16 protein-coding genes are annotated in these 18934 nt (G+C 59.5%); 3 read left to right on the top strand and 13 right to left on the bottom strand.

Features of this window, described 5'->3' with window-relative positions:
• Positions 1-78: 78 nt before the first annotated feature.
• Positions 79-1476 (top strand): geranylgeranyl reductase, encoded by a 1398-nt coding sequence (chlP, locus tag KBY99_RS02175; RefSeq protein WP_254997269.1) that lies wholly within the window; start codon positions 79-81, stop codon positions 1474-1476.
• A 32-nt stretch (positions 1477-1508) separates the two neighbouring features.
• Here chlP and KBY99_RS02180 read toward each other — a convergent pair whose 3' ends face one another.
• On the bottom strand, positions 1509-2699 hold the full coding sequence (locus tag KBY99_RS02180; protein WP_254997057.1) for a fatty acid desaturase: 1191 nt from the start codon (positions 2697-2699) through the stop codon (positions 1509-1511).
• A gap of 61 nt (positions 2700-2760) precedes the next feature.
• Positions 2761-4926: a glycine--tRNA ligase subunit beta gene (gene glyS / locus KBY99_RS02185; protein ID WP_254997058.1), complete on the bottom strand. Its 2166-nt coding sequence runs from the start codon at positions 4924-4926 to the stop codon at positions 2761-2763.
• A gap of 82 nt (positions 4927-5008) precedes the next feature.
• On the opposite strand from glyS, the gene sir reads away from it, so the two are divergent.
• A complete protein-coding gene (gene sir, locus KBY99_RS02190) occupies positions 5009-6745 on the top strand; it encodes a sulfite reductase, ferredoxin dependent (protein WP_254997060.1) in 1737 nt (578 codons plus the stop codon).
• Positions 6746-7046: 301 nt separating this feature from the next.
• Here the strand turns inward: sir and KBY99_RS02195 are convergent, their stop codons facing one another.
• Entirely contained in the window at positions 7047-7769 is a 723-nt protein-coding gene (locus tag KBY99_RS02195) for a M15 family metallopeptidase (RefSeq protein ID WP_254997063.1), read from the bottom strand.
• A gap of 117 nt (positions 7770-7886) precedes the next feature.
• Here KBY99_RS02195 and KBY99_RS02200 point away from each other — a divergent pair, with 117 nt between their 5' ends.
• The gene (locus tag KBY99_RS02200; protein ID WP_254941075.1) at positions 7887-8879 is read left to right on the top strand and encodes a sigma-70 family RNA polymerase sigma factor; all 993 of its coding nucleotides are present in this window, start codon (positions 7887-7889) and stop codon (positions 8877-8879) included.
• Positions 8880-8918: 39 nt separating this feature from the next.
• Here the strand turns inward: KBY99_RS02200 and recG are convergent, their stop codons facing one another.
• From recG to KBY99_RS02250, 10 genes are all read right to left on the bottom strand, one after another.
• Entirely contained in the window at positions 8919-11429 is a 2511-nt protein-coding gene (gene recG / locus KBY99_RS02205; RefSeq protein WP_254997065.1) for an ATP-dependent DNA helicase RecG, read from the bottom strand.
• Positions 11378-12508 (bottom strand): hypothetical protein, encoded by a 1131-nt coding sequence (locus KBY99_RS02210; protein ID WP_254997066.1) that lies wholly within the window; start codon positions 12506-12508, stop codon positions 11378-11380. The genes recG and KBY99_RS02210 overlap by 52 nt, the downstream gene beginning before the upstream one ends.
• Positions 12509-12519: 11 nt before the next feature.
• Positions 12520-13179: a translation elongation factor Ts gene (tsf, locus tag KBY99_RS02215; protein ID WP_106501824.1), complete on the bottom strand. Its 660-nt coding sequence runs from the start codon at positions 13177-13179 to the stop codon at positions 12520-12522.
• A 53-nt stretch (positions 13180-13232) separates the two neighbouring features.
• Complete coding sequence (gene rpsB, locus KBY99_RS02220; RefSeq protein WP_094559589.1) at positions 13233-13946, bottom strand: 30S ribosomal protein S2; 714 nt, start codon at positions 13944-13946, stop codon at positions 13233-13235.
• A 142-nt stretch (positions 13947-14088) separates the two neighbouring features.
• A complete protein-coding gene (locus KBY99_RS02225; RefSeq protein ID WP_254997068.1) occupies positions 14089-15042 on the bottom strand; it encodes a glycosyltransferase family 2 protein in 954 nt (317 codons plus the stop codon).
• A 76-nt stretch (positions 15043-15118) separates the two neighbouring features.
• Positions 15119-15274, bottom strand: a complete 156-nt coding sequence (locus KBY99_RS02230) for a hypothetical protein (RefSeq protein ID WP_011129965.1) — start codon at positions 15272-15274, stop codon at positions 15119-15121.
• Between the two features lie 35 nt (positions 15275-15309).
• Positions 15310-16002: an ATP-binding cassette domain-containing protein gene (locus KBY99_RS02235; RefSeq protein WP_254997070.1), complete on the bottom strand. Its 693-nt coding sequence runs from the start codon at positions 16000-16002 to the stop codon at positions 15310-15312.
• Positions 16002-17174, bottom strand: a complete 1173-nt coding sequence (devC, locus tag KBY99_RS02240; protein WP_254997071.1) for an ABC transporter permease DevC — start codon at positions 17172-17174, stop codon at positions 16002-16004. The genes KBY99_RS02235 and devC overlap by 1 nt, the downstream gene beginning before the upstream one ends.
• The gene (locus KBY99_RS02245; protein ID WP_254997072.1) at positions 17174-18109 is read right to left on the bottom strand and encodes an HlyD family efflux transporter periplasmic adaptor subunit; all 936 of its coding nucleotides are present in this window, start codon (positions 18107-18109) and stop codon (positions 17174-17176) included. The genes devC and KBY99_RS02245 overlap by 1 nt, the downstream gene beginning before the upstream one ends.
• Positions 18106-18885: a phycocyanobilin:ferredoxin oxidoreductase gene (locus KBY99_RS02250; RefSeq protein ID WP_409996514.1), complete on the bottom strand. Its 780-nt coding sequence runs from the start codon at positions 18883-18885 to the stop codon at positions 18106-18108. The genes KBY99_RS02245 and KBY99_RS02250 overlap by 4 nt, the downstream gene beginning before the upstream one ends.
• Positions 18886-18934 lie beyond the last annotated feature (49 nt).

Here is an 18934-nt window from a genome sequence, read left to right on the forward strand (position 1 = left end):
AGGTCCGATTGCCCACCACCTGACCGGTTATCGGTGTTAGCTTCCGACCAGCATCCATATTGGCGGAGCGTTTTTTTGATGTTGCGAGTCGCGGTTGTGGGTGGCGGCCCCAGTGGATCTTGTGCGGCTGAGGTGCTTGCCAAGGCCGGTATTCAAACCTGGATTTTTGAGCGCAAGCTCGACAACGCCAAGCCATGTGGCGGTGCCATTCCGCTTTGCATGGTTGAAGAATTTGACTTGCCTGAGTCGATCATCGACCGTAAGGTGCGCAACATGAAGATGATCTCCCCCTCAAACAGGGAGGTAGATATTAATTTAGAAAATGACAATGAATATATTGGCATGTGCCGCAGGGAGGTTATGGACGCCTTTCTCCGCAACCGAGCTGCCGAACTAGGTGCCCAGCTCGTGAATGGATTGGTTACCAAAATTGATACAGGTGCCAACCGACAGGGCCCTTATAAGCTTACCTATTCTGATTACGCCGCTGGCGAAGCAACAGGTGAAACCAAGACTCTTGAGGTTGATTTGATTGTGGGGGCTGATGGAGCCAATAGTCGAGTTGCCAAGGCTATGGATGCCGGCGACTACAACGTAGCCATTGCCTTTCAGGAGCGCATCAGGCTGCCTGCCGAGGAGATGAAGTACTACGAAAACTTGGCTGAGATGTATGTAGGTACGGATGTATCGCCTGACTTTTATGCCTGGGTGTTTCCCAAGTACGACCACGTGGCGGTTGGTACCGGAACCATGCAACAAAACCAAGGGTTGATCAAGGGACTTCAGGAGGGCATCCGCGAACGGGCCAAAAAACGGTTGGTTAACGGCGAAGTAATCAAAGTCGAGGCTCATCCGATCCCGGAACATCCCCGCCCACGTCGGGTGGTTGGCCGCATGGCACTAGTTGGTGATGCTGCTGGCTATGTCACCAAGAGCTCTGGCGAGGGTATTTATTTTGCGGCTAAAAGTGGCCGCATGTGTGCCGAACAGATCGTTGAATCTAGTGCCGGTGGCAGCAAGGTTCCCACCGAAGCAGACCTTAAAAAATACCTGAAGAAATGGGATCGTCAATATGGCGCTACCTACAAAGTTCTCGAGATTCTTCAAAATATTTTCTACCGCAATGATGCTGCTCGTGAAGCATTTGTCGAGATGTGCGATGACAAGGACGTTCAACGCCTCACCTTCGACAGTTATCTTTATAAGCGGGTGGTAGTGATGAATCCTTGGCAGCAGTTGAAACTTACGCTGCTCACCTTGGGCTCGGTTCTTAGGGGCAATGCCCTTGCTCCTCAGGGCTACAAGCCTGTAGATAGCGCAGTACGAGGCGAAGCTGAAGTTAATGCCATGCTGGCGGTTAGCACCATTAAAGGTGGCATCAAGGTTGGTGTTAAATCTCGCAAAACTAACGCAAAGCCTGCAAATAATGCAGAGCCTGATCAGGATCGCGAACCGGCACTAGCTGCAATGGATTGATTCCGGTTAGATTGTTCAATTAGAAATTTTGCTTAGCAGTTTGCAACGCTCACATTGGCTTCGCTCAATGTGAGCAATTTTTTTGTATCTGAATTCCACAGAACGTATCTAAAGCTGCTGGGGAAATCTTCTAGGCGTAATCGCGTGCAATCCTCAAGTAGCACCGCATTGGCTTCGTGGCATGCCCGCAGGCGGTAATTAGGGATTCTTTCGCAGAGGTGATGAATGCTGTGGAAGGAGATGTCTGCCCAAAACCAATTGAGGATTGCTGGCATTTCCAAGTTGCTACTGCCTTCTAGGGCGCCGCGCTGATAGTCCCAGCCTTCGTTGCCACTGGCATAGGAATCAGCAAAATTGTGTTGAATGAAAAAGATGCAAAGAAATAATGCTGCCGATAAAGTCATTACAATTAGATAGCAGCTCCAAAACAGGCCATGGCCAAGCCATGATCCCATCAGCCACCAACTAGTAAGCACCACCAGATTATTAGCAAAAAGATCTATGCACTCAGCCGATGTATACCAATGACTGGAGCGAAAATTACGATTCAGCTCTGGCAGGTCGGCAAGGCCAGCTAGTCCTTTTTGGCCTAGGTGGGATGCCATAGATGCCAGCCATTCAGCTACGCCGAGCACAAGCTGAAGCCTTGGCCGAACCAGTAGGTAGTAGCATCCACCTGGAAAAAGCATCAGAGGGTGGCGGCTAAGTCCATAAAACCAGCGTTGGCGCGGTGATAGGGCCAGGTATTCGCTAAGGGTCAGCAGCGCAGATGGGCCCCGGTAGCGATCCCAGTTGCCGTTATGTTTATGGTGAAAAGCGTGGCCGCGGGACCAGGGGTGTTGGGGGATTGCATTTAAGCAACCCAAGAGAAAACCAACGGGCCTGTTTAACCAGCGAGTTTTGAAGAGAGATTCGTGGCCGCAATCGTGCATTAGCGCGAATGAGCGCGCCGAAAAGAGGACTAATAGCAGCAGCACTGGTAGCAGCAGTAGTCGCAGAGCAGGCCCGGCGGCAGCGAGCGTGGGTACGGATACCCAAAGCAGGGCTGTCGGCAGGAGAGTATTGATTAACTGCCAGCTGGCGATACGGTCATCGGCTTGGCGAAAGGCCTCAAGCTGAAAATCTCGGCGGCGGGGGGAAATCGCGGGCGGGGCCTGCGGTGAAGGTGTCTGTGGCGATTGGGCCTGCGGTGATTGGGCAAGTGGCGATGGAAGCAAACTCAATTATTACCCTCAATTTGGAGAAGCATTTTGTTCAATAACAGGAATACACTCTATGGGAATCTCATCCCATGATGCGACTGAAGTCAGCCAATACGGCAGCTTGATTGCGCAGCACCCCCAGCAAATGTAGACGATTTTTGCGTACCGCTCCATCTTCAGCCATCACCATCACGCTCTGCTCACCATCAAAGAAGGCCGCCAGGGCTGGGGCGCCAGCCGAAAGTCCGCTAGCCAGGTTGCGGTAGCGATCGTTGGCGCTACTGGTGGTGAAGGGCTCAAGCTTGTTGAGCACCCCCAACATGGCTGCCTCACTGCTTTTTTCAAATAGGCCAGGATCGACTACTGCCGCGGCACTGAGCACGCTGCTTGGCAGATCGGCCTGGTTTGCGAGCCGCGCAGCACGTGTAACTACCGCCTGCACCGCTGCCAACTGACCCGAGCTGCGCAGCTCCATAAGCAGGGCGACTCGTTGCCGTGCATCCTCTGGATCGGAAAGCACCCGCCCTTGATCTCCCGTTTGACCTGCCACCGCTTGTACAAGGTCGATATCCATCCCACCTTCCTCGAGCAGGCTTACCAGTCGCTGGCGCAGAAAGTCGGCGAGCTCAGTGGTTAAACCCTCCGCATCCACGTTGAAGTGGGGCAGCAGCTCAGCAAAGTGCTGACATGAGCGCTGCAACAGGGCGAGCAGATCCAGGCGCCAGCCCTTCATCCACAAAATCTGCAGCAGGCCTTGGCCCGCACGGCGCAGGGCGTAGGGATCGGAGGAGCCGGTAGGACGCTCCCCCTTGGCGTAAATGCTCAAGAGCAACTCCAGGCGCTCAGCCAGGGCGACAACAGCTCCCGCATCGGAGCTTGGTAGGGCGTCGCCCGCACCACGCGGTAAGTAGTGCTCCAGTACAGCGAGGCCTACCTGATAGGGCTCTCCCTCTGCCACCAGGTATTTGCCCCCCATTGCCCCCTGCAGCTCTGGGAATTCACCAACCATCTGGCTGACAAGGTCGTGCTTGCACAGATGGGCCGCCCGACGGGCATGGCTGCCACAGCTCGAGGAGAGCTCGAGCTGCTCAAGTAGGACCTCGGTGCACCATTCGAGCCGCTCAGTGCGAGCTAGCAGGGAGCCCAAGCCCTCAGCGAAGGTGACACGCTCTAGCTGAGACCTGCGATCAATACTGGCGACATTACGGTCAGCCCGTACAAAGAATTCAGCGTCGGCCAATCGAGCCTTCAGCACCCGCTCGTTGCCACGCGCCACGCTGGCAGCGGCTTCGGGCAGGGCGTTACTGACGCACAAAAAGCGTGGCAGCAGGCTGGCTCGGGCATCAAGGGCCAGGGGATCAAGGTTATGCCCCTTTGCATATAGGGGCACATAGCGTTGGTGCGAGCGCATCACGGTGCTGAGCACCTCGGCTGGCAGGCCTAGATAGTGCTCGTCGAAATGACCCTCCAGCAAGGTGGGTGATTCGACCAGGTCAATCAGTTCCTGGAAGAGCGTCTCCGGCAGATCGGCATCGGCGTTGTGGGTTGAGGCTGCAGCCTCAACAGCGCTGCGGATCAGAGCTCCACGGCGATCGCGATCAACCTCCACCCCGGCTGCGGCCAGCAGATCGGTATGGGCCTCGGCGCTAGGAATAGTCACACTGGCCTGATGCAGGCGGTGGCCCCGGCTCTCCCGTCCCGCCGTCACTACCGGATCACTGCCCATGAGGCTTACGGGCACCAGCTCGGCATCGAGCAGAGCCACAAGCCATCGCACTGGCCTGGAGAAGCGACTCTCCCCCTCCCCCCAGCGCATGAAGCGGCGTCCCTGCAGGGCCTCAATCCAGAGGGGCACCTGGGTTGCCAGCACATCAGTGGTGGACTGCCCTGGTTCGAGGCAGCTGGCAAATAAAAACGGCCCCTTAGGCGTGTCACGAATTTCCAGGGCCTCTGGAGCGACGCCACAGCGTTTCGCAAAGCCAAGGGCTGCAGCAGTTGGCTCGCCATCCTTCAGTGCCTGAGCCTGGGGAGGGCCCTTGCGCTCCTCCTCCAGGTCTGGCTGGCGATGCGGCAGCCCAGTCACCCTGACCACCAACCGGCGGGGCGTACTTGTGCAGTAGATGCCGGCGTGACTAAGCCTCAAGGTGGCGAGATCGCGGCCCACTAACTGCTCCAGCTGGGGCAGGGCTAGCCGTGCAAAATCAGCCGGAAGTTCCTCAGTGCCGATTTCGAGCAAAAAAGTCGACACGGAGGCAGGGCAACACAGGACGACTGTATTGAACGCTGTTCGCTAGCTTCATTGATGTGCTGAGCGTTGTGCAAAGGACCTGATGCCCGAAGTCAAGCCGGCCGCCTCCAAATTTGAGCAGCTCAAGGCCAGCAGTGGCCACCTGAAAGAGCCATTGCTGACGGAGCTCGGCAACGACTCCGCCAATTTCACGGAGGGTGCTGTCCAGATCCTGAAGTTTCACGGCAGTTACCAGCAGGACGACCGCGAAAACCGACGCAAGGGCGCGGAGAAGGATTGGCAGATGATGCTACGGCTGCGCAATCCCGGTGGCCGAGTACCTGGGACTCTCTTTCTGGCGATAGACGAGCTTGCAGACAGGCTGGGCAACGGCAGCTTGCGGGTCACCACTCGCCAGGCATTTCAAATGCATGGCGTCCGAAAGGAGAACCTCAAAGAGGTGATTGGCACGATCGTGCGCGAGCTGGGCTCGACCCTGGCTGCCTGTGGCGATATCAACCGCAATGTGATGGCCCCGGCAGCACCCTTTGAAAAGGGGGCTTACCCGGCAGCCCGCAAGCTTGCCGACGACATCGCTGATTTGCTCGCCCCCCAGGCGGCAGAGGGTTCCTACCTCGACCTCTGGGTTGATGGTGAGCTCAGCTACAGGATCAAGCCCAGTCCGGCGGTAGCCAAAATCAAGGCACTGCAGCAGGAGGGTGCTGTCTTCAGCGGTGATGCGGCCGAACCGCTCTATGGCGGCACCTACCTGCCTAGAAAATTCAAGGTTGCGGTCACCGTTCCCGGCGACAACTCGGTGGACCTGCTGACCCAGGACATCGGCTTGGTGCTGTTCTGTGACCCCCAAGGCAGCCCCCTCGGCTGCAACGTTTACGTAGGTGGTGGCATGGGCCGCACCCACAACAAGGAGGAGACCTTCGCTCGTACAGCGGACCGCCTCGGCTATGTGGCCTATGGGCACGTGCTTGAACTGCTGCAGGCGATCGTCGCCCTCCAGCGGGACCACGGCGACCGGGAGCAACGGCGTCATGCCCGGATGAAGTATTTGATCCACGACCGGGGTGTCGACTGGTTTCGTCAGGAGCTGCAGGAGCGCTATTTCGCCCACCCGATCAAGGCGATGCGGCTAGAGCCAAAAACCAAACTCGAGGATTACCTCGGCTGGCATCGCCAGAGCCGTGGCCTCTGGTTTGTGGGCCTGCCGGTGCTGTGCGGACGCCTTTCCGGTGAGTTCAAGGGTGGTTTACGTCGACTGGTCGACACCTACAAGCTGGAGGTGCGACTCACCCCCAACCAGGATCTGCTGCTCTGCAACATCGGCACCTCCCAGCGCTCCACCATCCGTGCTGCCTTGGCAGAGCTTGGTATGGGCGCACCGGAAGCACCTGCACCGCTGCAGCGGCACGCATTGGCCTGTCCGGCCCTGCCCCTATGTGGTCTCGCTGTTACGGAGGCTGAGCGCATCCTGCCAAGCGTCCTGGAGCGGCTTGAAGCCCAGCTCAAGCGCCTTGAGATTTCCCGGTCGGTGCTAGTGCGCATGACCGGCTGCCCTAATGGCTGCGCCCGCCCCTACATGGCTGAGATCGGCCTGGTTGGCAGTGGTGTCGACCAATATCAGTTGTGGCTGGGGGGCACCCCCAACCTCAGCCGATTAGCGGAGCCCTACCTAGAGAAAATGCCGCTGGATGATTTAGAAACCACTCTCGAACCGCTTCTGAAGGCTTGGCAGAGTGCCGGCGGCCGCCGCAGCTTTGGTGATTTTGTGGTCAACAGTGGCCGTGACACCGTGCAGCAATGGCTAGAAGCAGGGGCTGGATGAGCTGGGCCCGCTTTGCCCTGTTCCTCCCCTTCATATTTCAGGTGGCCTTGATAAGGGCTCCCCTTTTGGCTCAGGGCCGCCAACAGTCACCACCACCTGCCTAACGCCAAACGCTCTACGACCCCGATCTGAGCACTTGCGATTCGGAGCGGATTCGAACCGCCTTTCAGCAGCAACTGCAGCCCTTTGCGGACCAGGGTGATGCCGTGCTGGCACGCCTACGCCAGATTCAGCTGGAGATGACAGCCAAAACCCTCAGCCGCTGCGTAAGCCGCCAGTTGCTGAGCCCGGAACAGGCCGCTCAGCTGAGCCGGGAACTGGCCGAATCACCTACTCGTCCATAAAAGGCCTCCCTGGCGCCGCTACGCCAGGCCCACAGCTGATCCCCCCAGCTGAAGTGCCACCACTCGTTGGGGTGCTGCTCAAATCCTGCCCCAGCCATCACCCTGGCCAGCAACTGGCGCCGCTGGTGCCAGGTAGCGGCAGGGCTGCTGGAATCAGCCAAGGCGGCAGCCTGATGAAATAAGGGTTCGGAAACCCTGCCAATTGCATCGATCTCTCCCCCCATCGCCAGGGCCTGGCCGCCAGCATCAGCAAGGGTGAGATCCACGGCGGCTCCGGTGCTGTGGGGTGGTGGGGTGGCCGGATCATCGCTGGGAGGGGCCCAGAAGCGGCCCACTGCAGCCTCTGCCCGATCTCGCTCTGGGGAGGGATGGTCGGGGTTGATGCCGATTCGGCCACACTCGGCCACTAGGGAGTGGCGCACCATGAAGCGCTGCACGGCCACGGGCCTCCAGGCATCAAAAATCGCCAAGCTCCAGCCAGGCTGCTCCTTCTGCAGCTCCTGCTGGGCTTGCAGCAGACGGGTGACCACCCCCTGCCGCAGCCGAAATGGAGATGCATCAGGCCCATAAGGCGCTCCCAGGGCCGCGTAGGGATGGGGTTCGAGCCGCAGCAAGGCCGTTGGAATTTCATGCAGCGGCTCATCAACCTCAGTAATCGGAATGGAATTCCAGGGGCGCAAAGGAGCTGCAGTCAGGCTTTGCCATTCAAGCTGGGCAGCAAAGCCAGAGGTGACCGGCAGATCAGGGTATCCAGCTCTTAAGGTTTCGAAACTCTGACGATCACCCAGACCTCGCCCATGCCCACTCGCTTCGTTTTGAGCGGCGATCACCCCCTAGATGGCAGCCATGGCCGAGATTTGTTGCGCTCCTACATGCGCGACATCAGCAGGGTGCCGTTGTTGAGCGCCGAGCAGGAGATCACCCTTGGGCGCCAAGTTCAACAACTGGTCGCACTCGATGAGGTTCGCGAGGAGCTCACCTTGAGGGCTGGCGGGGTTGCCCCTAATGACCAAGAGTTTGCTGTTGCTGCCGATCTGGAAAAAGATGAGCTTCAAGCCAGGATCCGAGATGGCAGGCAGGCCAAGGAAAGAATGGTTTCGGCGAATCTGCGCTTGGTGGTGTCAATCGCCAAGAACTACACCAACAGCAGCTTTGAGCTTGCAGATCTGATCCAGGAAGGCACGATTGGCCTGGTGCGAGGCGTGGAAAAATTTGATCCCAGTCGTGGATATAAGTTTTCTACCTACGCCTACTGGTGGATACGGGAGGGGATCACTCAAGCAATCAAGAACAAGAGCCGCACGATTCGCCTACCAGCACCAATAACGGCCGCCCTCAGCAAGCTCAAACGCTGTCAGCGAGAGCTTACCCAGCTATTAGGCCGTCCGCCCAGGCTTCATGAGCTTGCTTCAGCCGTAGGCATGTCTGAACTGGACGTAGAGGAGCTGATGTTTCGAGCCGTTCAGCCGCTCAGCTGCGATTACACCACAGCCGAAGGGGAAGCCATCAATCTGCTTGACAAAGTAGCCTGCGACGGGGTACAGCCAGATCAATTAGCCCTAGAAAATTGCCTCAAGAGCAATATCCGTAAGTTGCTGGATCAGCTGCCTGAACAGGAAGCCCAATTACTGAAGATGCGTTACGGCATCGACCAGGAGACGGCTTTGAGCTTGTCAGCGGTGGCCCGCGAACTTGGTATCAGCCGTGATACTGCCCGCGGTCTAGAGCGTCGGGCTGTTGCTTCTATGCGTGATTTATCAGGGCAGGTTTCCGACTACCTATCCGCCTAGGTAGGCAGCTCGCCATCTCATCCTGGGGCGTTTTGGTGGCTAGTTAAGCCGGGCCGCTTGATCCATCTGGCGGCGACGCTGCTCAGCCAGGGCATGGGCTAACCCCTGATGCTGCTGTAATTCCGGATCAGCGGCTGTGATCATGCGGGCTACGTCGCGGGCTTCTTCGAGCACAGTTCCATCTTCGGTGAGACTCGCTAGTGCCAAATCAGGCAAGCCGCTCTGGCGTGTACCTAATACCTGGCCTGGCCCCCGCAGGCGCAGATCCATCTCGGCTATTTCAAAGCCATCGCTGGTGCGCACCAGCACCTCCAGCCGCTGGCGGGCCAGCACGTTGCTGCTGTCGTTGATCAACAGGCAGTAGGAGGAGGCAGCTCCCCGCCCCACTCGACCCCGCAGCTGGTGCAACTGGGCAAGGCCGAAGCGTTCAGCATGTTCAATCACCATCACGCTGGCCTCCGGCACATCAACCCCCACCTCCACGACCGTGGTGCTTACAAGCACCTGGGTTTGTCCGCTGGCGAAGGCGCCGATGGCAGCCTGCTTCTCAGCGCTGCTTAGCCGGCCATGCAATAGCCCCACCGCTAAATCCGGAAACTCCTCCTCACTTAGCTGGCGGTGCACCTCCACAGCCGAGCGCAGCTCGAGCTTCTCCGACTCCTCCACCAGCGGCAACACCACATAGGCCCGCTGCCCAAGGGCCACTTGCTCGCGGATCAGCTCATAGCCCCGCTGGCGCTGACTGCCTTTGATCATGCTGGTGCTGATTGGCTGGCGTCCTGGGGGTAATTCGTCGATCTGGCTGACATCCAGATCGCCATGAAGAGACAGAGCCAGGGTGCGAGGAATTGGTGTAGCCGTCATCGTCAGCAGATGGGGCTGCAGCCCTTTGGCCAGTAAGCGATTGCGCTGGCGCACCCCAAAGCGGTGCTGTTCATCAACGACAACCAAACCAAGCCGATCGAACAGCACTGGGTCCTCCAGCAGGGCGTGGGTACCCACCAGCAGTTGCAGCTGACCGTTGACTAGATCCTGCAGCAGCTGGCGCCGTCGCGGAGCTGGGGTGGAGCCAGTGAGAAGAGCTGAAGTGACGTGCAACTGGGGCAGCCATTCAGCCAGCTTGCGGTAGTGCTGTTCGGCCAGCACCTCGGTAGGGGCCATCAGAGCCCCTTGGCAGCCCGCCTCGATCGCAGTGAGTAGGGACGCCAGGGCAACAACGGTTTTGCCACTGCCCACATCCCCTTGCACCAAACGGGCCATGGGCTGGGGGCGGGCCAGATCGGCGCGGATCTCAGCCAGCACCCTTTGCTGGGCACCGGTAAGACCAAAGGGCAGGATGGTCAGAAATCTATGCACCAGGCCCTCGCCACCAGGGGGCAAAGCCAGTGGTGGAGCAGGTCTCAGGCTCAGTTGGCGGCGCCGTTGGGCCAGGCCCAACTGCAGCAGCAAAAACTCATCAAACACCAGGCGGCGGCGGCTTGCCTGCAGCTGCTCCTGGCTGCTGGGCCCATGGATCTGGGTAAGCGCTTCGGAGCGGCCCATCAGCTTCTGGCTGCGGCGCAGGGCCTCAGGCAGGGGATCTGGCCAGCTACTCACTAAGGGAATCACGGCTTCGACCACCTGGCGCAGCCGGTCTGCACCCAATCCTTCAGTGAGGCCGTAGACAGGCAGGAGCCTGCCGATCGTTTCGGAGCGCACCGGTGACTGGGGCGACTCCAATACCTCCATTAATGGATCCTGAAACGCCGGCCCATAGGGGGTTTCCTTGACCAGACCACTGACGGCCACGGTGGCTCCAACTGGAAAAAGGCGTTGCTGGGATTGCAGCCAACCAGGACTGGAAAAGCGCTGCCCGGCAAAAAAGCGAGTCACCTTGATCCGCCCAGTGCAATCGACTAGGTGAAGTTCGAGAATCGAAAGATTGGGATTGCGCGGGCTGGCAAAGGCATGGCTGCGGCGCACCGTTGCCACAATCGTTGCGGTGGTTCCCGGTTTGAGCCCGTTGATCCGCACGAGATTGGCGTAGTCGAGATAGTCACGCGGGTAGTAGTGCACCAGGTCGCGCACCAGCAGTAAGCCGAGCTGGGCTAAACGGCTGGCGGTCTTGGGGCCAACCCCGCGAACTTCCGAGAGGGGCGTATCGGCATTGAGGCTGGCTGAATTGGGGGCCTTGCCGGCGACTGTTGAGTTTGATACCAGCCGCAGCCGGGGTGGCGCCATCGCCAGCACTGGCTGCTGGGCCTGGCGTAGGGCATGCAGCCTTTCCCTAGCCGTTCGCACCAGGCTCTGGCGCCTGGCTAGAGGCAACTCGCCATAGGACTGAAAACCAGCTGAAAGATCAAGTAAGCGCTGCAGGGCTTCGGCAGGCAGATCCTGCGGCCGCAGTTGCAATTGCTGCACCACAAAGCTGCTGAAGCAGGTTTGACGGCCCTTCAGGTCGATAAATCCCCTGTTGGCCTCCACCTGCAGGGCTTGCTGCAGAGCCCGCAGCCAGGCCTCTAGTCCGGGCAGCTCGGCAGGCTCTGGACTGGGTTGATGTCCTGCAGCCACAGCTGTTCCGCCTCTAATGCCTGAACCCGCCGCCTGAGACGGCGATAGTGCTGAGCCATTCTGCGCACCTCCTGCCGGTGCTGCTGGATCCGCGTTCGACAGGTGTGCAATTTGGGCAGGGAATGCTCCAGGTCAGCAGGTCGAAGCAGCACCGCTATAGCTTCAAGGCGACCGGCTGCAGGCTCCGGGCCGAAGGGCAGGGGCAAGCGCAGCAGATTCGCTGGAGCTTCCAGGCTCTCCAATTGCGCTGTAAGAGCAGCATCAAGCAGGCTGACAGGCAACAAGGTTGTGGTTATCCCAAGCCGCATTAGCTCAACGTTGAGAGCGTGGGAGAGATTGCGCAGACGGCGGCTGAGAGCCTGCTCAAAGCCGGCGATCCAGGCGAGCAGCAGCGCAGGGTCTGAAGGTAGGCGCCCTCCGTCCCATGGCGTAGGAGTCCGGTTGGACGGCTCCACCAACCATTCGCTGAAGGCTTCCGCCATGGCCCGCATCGTCACCTCACGGTCTTGCTGGCCATCTACCTCTTCAAATTGCTCGTCCGCTTCCTCGATCTCAGCCCCTGTGTGATTGCTATTGGGCTCCGCCAGCTCAACCGGGGGGCGGAGGGTGAAGCTGGAGGGGCTGAGGAAGTCAGCTCCAATGGGAAGGGCCATTCCAAGGTTGATTGATCCCCTTGCTGGAGTCTCCTCAGCCTGGTCGTGCTCCTCTGATTCAGAGTCGTCCCCTCCCAGGGCCGCCAGCAGCCTGCTGCGCTGGCGGCTGCGTTGCTTGTTGTGTTCGCTGGCTATCTGAGCGGCTAGGTGGGCGGTCTGCTCAACTGTGAACAAGCTGCTAGCCCTCTGCACCAGGTTGCGGATGCGCCGATGCAGCACCCGGCGCTTGTTGCCATCCAGATCGCTGTAACGATCAGGATGCACTTGGGTCGCAACATGAAAACAAGCCTGTTGAACACTGTTCAACAGGCCGTCTCTGAGCACCTGGAGATAGAGAGCCAAGTGGCGATAGAGCTGGGGGTTGGAGGCCCCCAGCTGGGATTCCAGATCCTCAAGCTGCTGATGGGCAGCCTCCAATGGGGTCACTAGCTTGCTGATCAGGCCGTCTGGCTCATGGCTGCCACTTCGGCCGCGAAATCAGATTTCTCCACCTCAATGCCCTCACCAAGGGTGAAGCGGGTGAAGCGACGCACCTGGATGTTTTCGCCTACCTTGCCGGCCACCTGCTTCACCATCTCCGCCACGGTGACAGCGCTGTCTTTGATGAAAGGCTGATCTAGCAGGGCTAGTTCCTTGAGGCGCTTGCCAATTCGGCCCTCAACGATCTTGACCTTCATCTGCTCTGGTTTGCCCTCGAGATCATCACGACCCATCTCGATGGACTTTTCGCGCTCAGAAATCTCAGCAGGAATCTGATCGGTGCTTACGTACTCCACACCAGGACAGGCAGCGATCTGCATGGCCACATTGCGCAGCAATTCCTGGAAGACGTCGCCACGGGCAACGAAGTCGGTTTCGCAGTTGACCTCCACCAGCACGCCCACACGAGCGCCAGTGTGGATGTAGCTGCCCACGGCACCTTCAGCGGCGGTGCGTCCAGCCTTTTTCTCAGCGGTCGCAATGCCCTTCTGGCGCAGCCATTCGGTGGCTTTGGTGGCATCACCACCACATTCAGAGAGCGCCTTCTTGCAGTCCATCATTCCTGCGCCGGTTTTATCGCGCAGTTCTTTAACCAGCTTTGCCGAAATCTCAGCCATGGGTTGGTATGGGGTACGGGTTACTAAGTTGTGAACGATAAGAGGGAAGGGGATCAGCCCTCGTCGTCACGGCCCTGATCTTGAGCTCCGTGGCGGCCTTCGTTGATGGCATCGGCAAGGCGGCCAAGTACCAGCTGCACGGAACGAACGGCGTCGTCATTGCAGGGGATCGGCACGTCGCAGAGGTCGGGATCGCAGTTGGTGTCGAGCATGGACACCAAGGGAATATCAAGCTTGCGAGCTTCAAGCACGGCGTTGGTTTCACGGCGCTGATCGACCAGCACGACTACGTCGGGCAGGCGACGCATGTTTTTCAAACCACCCAGATACTTCTGCAGGCGCTCCAGTTCACGGCGCAGCACAGCAGCTTCCTTCTTAGGACGCATAGCGATGGCGCCCGAACTTTCCATGCGCTCCAGATCCTTGAGCCGATCGATGCGAGCACGCATCGTGGTCCAGTTGGTGAGCATGCCGCCCAGCCAGCGCTGGTTGACATAGGAGGCGCCGCAACGGGTGGCCTCCAGGGCAATCACTTCAGAGGCCTGCTTCTTGGTACCAACAAACAGGAAGCGCTTGCCACTGCGGGCCGCACTACGAGTCCACTTGTAGGCGTTGTTCATGCAGACGGCGGTCTGCACCAGATCAATGATGTGAACCCCGTTGCGCGCGCAATAGATGTAGCGCGACATCTTGGGATTCCACCGGCGCGTTTGGTGCCCAAAGTGGGCACCTGCCTCCATCATCTCGGCAAGAGTTACAACAGCCATAATTTGGGGTTGGGGTTTCGGGTTTGCCTCCACCTGCCAGGGATCCAAAACAACCCGAACGACCAGAAGGGTCGACGGGCATTGCTGCTCGGATCACCCGAAACACGCAGGTGTGCGGTGTGATTTGTACGAAAGTACCCTATCAAATAGGGCTAGGGGCTGGACCTGAGCCCTTGATTGCTTTGGCTTCTGCAAACAGGGCCCGCACTCCCAGCCGGTTGAGTGGCACTCGCAACAGCTCCATTGCCACACCGGGATGGCCGCGGCGGATCAACCAGGCCAGCAGGGGCCGCAGGCTGTGTTCGTTGAGCAGGCCGCCCAAGGTGAGCGCCTCCCAGAGCAGGCGATGCATCCAAGTGAACTGAATGATCAGCCGCACCCGCCGGGTTGGGTGCTTTTGGTAGAAGACCAGTCCCATTTTTGCTCTCTCCCGCTCCACCCGAATCAAATCAGGTATCTGTTCCAAATTCAGCGCCGGATGCCAGTGATAGCCAACGGCCTCCGGGCAGCGCACCAGGCCAACTCCAAGCCGCCGCAGTCTTTCGCCGAGCTCCAGGTCTTCCCAGCCATACAAACGGAAGCGCGTGTCAAACAGGCCGGCCTGCTCAAGCAGCTGGCGATCGATCGCCACGTTGCCGGTGGCGAAATAGGCAAAGGAATAATCCTGAAGCTTGTGTGGTTCGCTGCAGGGATCCTGGAAATTTGCGGTGTTTATGACGGCCCCATAGGTGAAACAGCGGCGGTTGCCTCGCCGCTGCCACTCGCGCTCCAGGGCTGCAGCGTGGCAACGCAAAAAGCTGGGGGTGACCACCAGGTCGCTGTCAATGAAAACGACCACGTCGCCGCGGGCTGCCTCCACACCCCGATTGCGGCCCTGAGCCGGCCCACCGTGTTCCTGCTCGATCAGTCGCAGGTGCGGCAGCTGCAGGCTGTGCTGCCGCAGCCAGCTAACGGTGGCATCGGTTGAGCCATCGTCGACGAGTACAACCTCATAGCCCGTGATCTCCGCTGCAGGATCCTGGGCCTCAAGGGCCAGCAGGCACTTCTGCAGGATCGGCAGGCGGTTGTAGGTGGGGATGACGACGCTGAGGAACATCGGGGTCGCCGCGAGGGTCTAAACAGCAAAAAGGGGATCCTTCCGGATCCCCTCAGCGGTGCAAGGGCTGCACCGATCAGTCGGCGGCGCCACCGTTGTTGGCTGTGCCGGTCACACCATTGCCGGCGCCTTCACCGCGGCCGTCGTTGCGCAGCTTGCGCTTCTTGAATTTGCGCGCGTAGGAGCGATTCCGCTCTTGCTTTTCCTTCTTGAGATTCCTGCGCTTAGCCATGCGAGCGGCGTGTTGGGGAGATGCGATCCTCCACTCTACTCAATTGCGAAGGCGCCGTTGCTCAACTGACCGTCCTCCATCTGCACAAGACGGTCTGCCACATCAAGAATCCGGGGGTCGTGGGTCACCATCAACACACCGCAACCCTGGTCCTTGGCTAGCCCCTTAAGCAGCTCGACCACCTCACGCCCGGTACGGGAGTCTAGAGATGCCGTGGGCTCATCGGCCAATAGGAGCTGGGGCCTGGCGGCTAGAGCCCGGGCGATCGAAACCCTTTGCTTCTGCCCACCGGAGAGATCATGGGGCAGCTTGCCGAGATGGTCACTCAACCCCACGGCCCGCAACCATTCCCGAGATCTATCCCTACGGGCTCGATAACTGAGCCCTTGGAGCAGGTCTGCACCCATCTGTACGTTTTGCTCTGCCGTAAGGCACCTGAGCAGGTTGTGGCCCTGAATGATCATGCCGATCCTGCGGCGCAACTTGAGCCGGGCGGCGCGGCTAGCTCCCCTGAGCTCCTCGCCAAACACCTGTACCGAGCCTTCCTGCACCTGCCGCAGGGCTCCAATCAGTGTCAACAGGGTTGTTTTGCCGCAGCCGGAGGGGCCGGTAAGCAGCACCACCTCACCGGGATTGACGCAAAGGCTGATGTCCTGGAGCACCTGGCGGCGATTGACTCCACTGCCAAATGAGTGCCTCAAGCCTTCCAGGCGCACCATCGCAGCCATCAAAAAATCTCCGCGGGGTCTGCATCACCAAGGCGCCGCATCGCCAGGGTTGCCGAGCCCATACACATCACCAAAATCATGATGAAGACCGTCAGTGCCCTGGTCAGATTCATTGATACAGGTAGCTGGGTGGCATTGCGCACCAGTAAATAGAGACCCTGGCCGGCGGCGTAGGCAGGTAGATAGCCGAACACAGCCAGCAGCATCCCCTCCCTAGCCACCACTCCAAGCAGGGTGGGGAGCCGGTAGCCCATCGCCATCAAGGTGGCGTATTCCGGCAGGTGATCGCTGACGTCCGAATACAAAATCTGGTAGACGATTACACAGCCCACCACGAAGCCCATGGCAGCACCGAGGGTGAAGATAAAACCGATCGAGGTGCTAGATCTCCAGTAGTCCTGCTCAAAAGCGATAAAGCCTGCTTTGGTCAGCACGCTGACGTCATCGGGTAAATCCCGCTTCAGCCTTTTGACCACCGCATCGGCATCGGCCCCAGCTTGCAAGCGGATCAGGCCCACCTCAATGCTGCCTGGAGCAGTATTTGGCAGTAACTGGAGATAGGTCTCCTGGCTGGTGAGCAGATTGCCATCAGCGCCAAAGGAGGTGCCGAGCCCCACCAGGCCTGCCACCCTTACTTTCTTGCCATTGATCTCGCTTTCGACGGTGCGTCCGCCGCGAAACCATTCCGCTACAGGCCCAAACTCTGGCCTGGAGAGCTCATCAAACAGCACTCGGCCCCGATCCTGCAAAAGCTTTGCCTTAGGCGCGAGGCTGGGGTCGGTGAATAGGGGATCGGCAGGTTCAAAGCCCAGGGTGAGAATTGAGCGGGTTGCCTTGGTGTCTGGGTTGCGCCAAAGCAGCAAATTCCAGTGAACCGGAGTAATCCCCTCCACATCTGGATCTGCCATGGCCTGCACAAGACGGCGGCGGGGAAAGCCGGCCATGCTCACCGAGCTGCTGGAACGGGGGCTGATTAACACCAGGTCGGTGTCAAAGAGGCGGTGAATAGTGACGCTGGCATCAAACAGGCCGTCCCTGAAGCCCAGCTGCATAAACATCAAGATGCCGGCGAAGGCGATGCCAGCCAGGGCGACAGCCAGGCGCACGGGCTGGCGAGTCAAGAGCAGCCAGGCAAGGGGAATGCGGCGGCCCTGCCAGATACGGCCAAGCATCAGGGCTGCCCAGGCGCCCTGGTGGCAGCGAGGCGCGCAATCACCTTTAAGCCCGTCAGATCACGCACCCGCTGGCTATCAGCAGGATCTAGGGCCACCCGCACCTCCACAACCCTCGCATCGGCGTCTCCGGTGGGATCGGTCGAAAGCACTGAACGCTGCCGCACCTGGGGACTAATGCGAATCACCTCGCCAGTAAGGGTGCCTTGATAACCACCGTTTTCGCTAATCAAAGAGACGCTCTGGCCAAGGCGCACTCGGTCGATGTCACTTTCGTAGATCTCAACCAAGGCCTGCATGCGGTTGCTGGCGCCGAGTTCAAGTACGCCTGTTTCAGTCGGGCGCTCTCCAACTCGTGCATGGAGTTTGAGCACGGTGCCAGCCATGGGCGCCCGTAGTTCGGTAAGCAGCAACTCAGCTTTGAGTTTCTCGCGTTCAGCCCATGCCTCGTTGCGATCCCCCTGAAGCTTGAGCAGGTCCGTCTCCCGGTTGTCAAGCTCACCGCTGGGTATGGCGCCGGAACGACTCAGCTGGCGGTAGCGACGGACGTCGCGGGTTTGTACAGCCAATCTGGTGTCAAGGTTGCGAAGACGAGCCTCGATTAGACGTTGTTGGGCCACAAGGGTGGGTGCTGTGTCAAAGCGAGCCAGCAGCTGGCCACTGCTCACGCGGTCGCCTTCCTCAACCAAAAGCTCGGAGATACGGGGGCTACCGCCGATGCCGCTGATGGGGGCCGCCAGCAAGCGCACATCACCAGCCGGCTCCAGCCGGCCAAGCGCTGCCACCGCTTCCTGATTACTAGGAGTGACGGCAACCACCGGTTCAGTCACTGGCGATGGTCGCTGCTGGCGGACTAGGGCGACAGCCAAAATCAACACCAAGGCCGCTCCGCCGACCCACCAAAGCCGGTTAACTCCCAGCAAGACGCTCTTCACGGTGCTGGCGGATCGTCGAACAACAACTCCTCAATGTAACGATCGGCCCACTCCGGGTTGAAGGCCTTCTCCAGCACCCGGCGAGTCTTGTCGTTTTGTTTCTGTTGCTTGCAATACCGGAGCTGACCCTGCCATCTGGCAAGCGTAGCTGGGTGGGTTGGTGCCTGAGCCTCGCTGGTGGCTATGGCCGACGCCAGCACATCGAGGTAGCCGCTGACCTCATCTAGAAACCCGGCCTCCTCAGCGGCGCTCGTGGGTCTCACAAAGCGAACGTAGGGCGAAAAAATTGACGCCCAGCCCGGCAGCTCCCGTTCCTGTTCAAAGCTGATGCGGGGCATGGCAGCAAGAGCTTCGGCGATACCAACTGGTAGCTCCCCGCAAACTGGCGATAGGTCGACAATGGCGGCGGAGACCCCGGCCGGGCCGGCCACGATGTCTGCCCCAAAAACAGGTAGGTCGAAGCGGGGATCCGGGAAGAGTACGCAGTGCAAAATCTGCAATCCCGCTCCAAGGCGAGCGGTTTCTAGGTGCAGCTTGCGCAGTCCTAGGCAGCGACGCAGCTCATTGCGTATGAATAGCGATTCGCCATCGAGGCTGCCACTGATGGCTTCGAGATCGGCAGAAACCGCAAACGCTTCCAATTCGGGCAGGCCCTGCCAGAACGTACGAATCCGCGCCGCTAGGGCCTCCATCAGGGGGTGAATCGCGCCGCTTTCGGCGCCAAAGCCCTCGGGGCCAGCGTCGGGACTCTGAGACGAAGCGGGGGCGGAACTCACGACAGGAGGTGCAGCCAGCAGAATGCAGATCCTGCCACGCATCTGAGCC

The sequence above is a fragment of the Cyanobium sp. Maggiore-St4-Cus genome, assembly GCF_024345615.1.
GTDB lineage: Bacteria > Cyanobacteriota > Cyanobacteriia > PCC-6307 > Cyanobiaceae > Cyanobium_A > Cyanobium_A usitatum.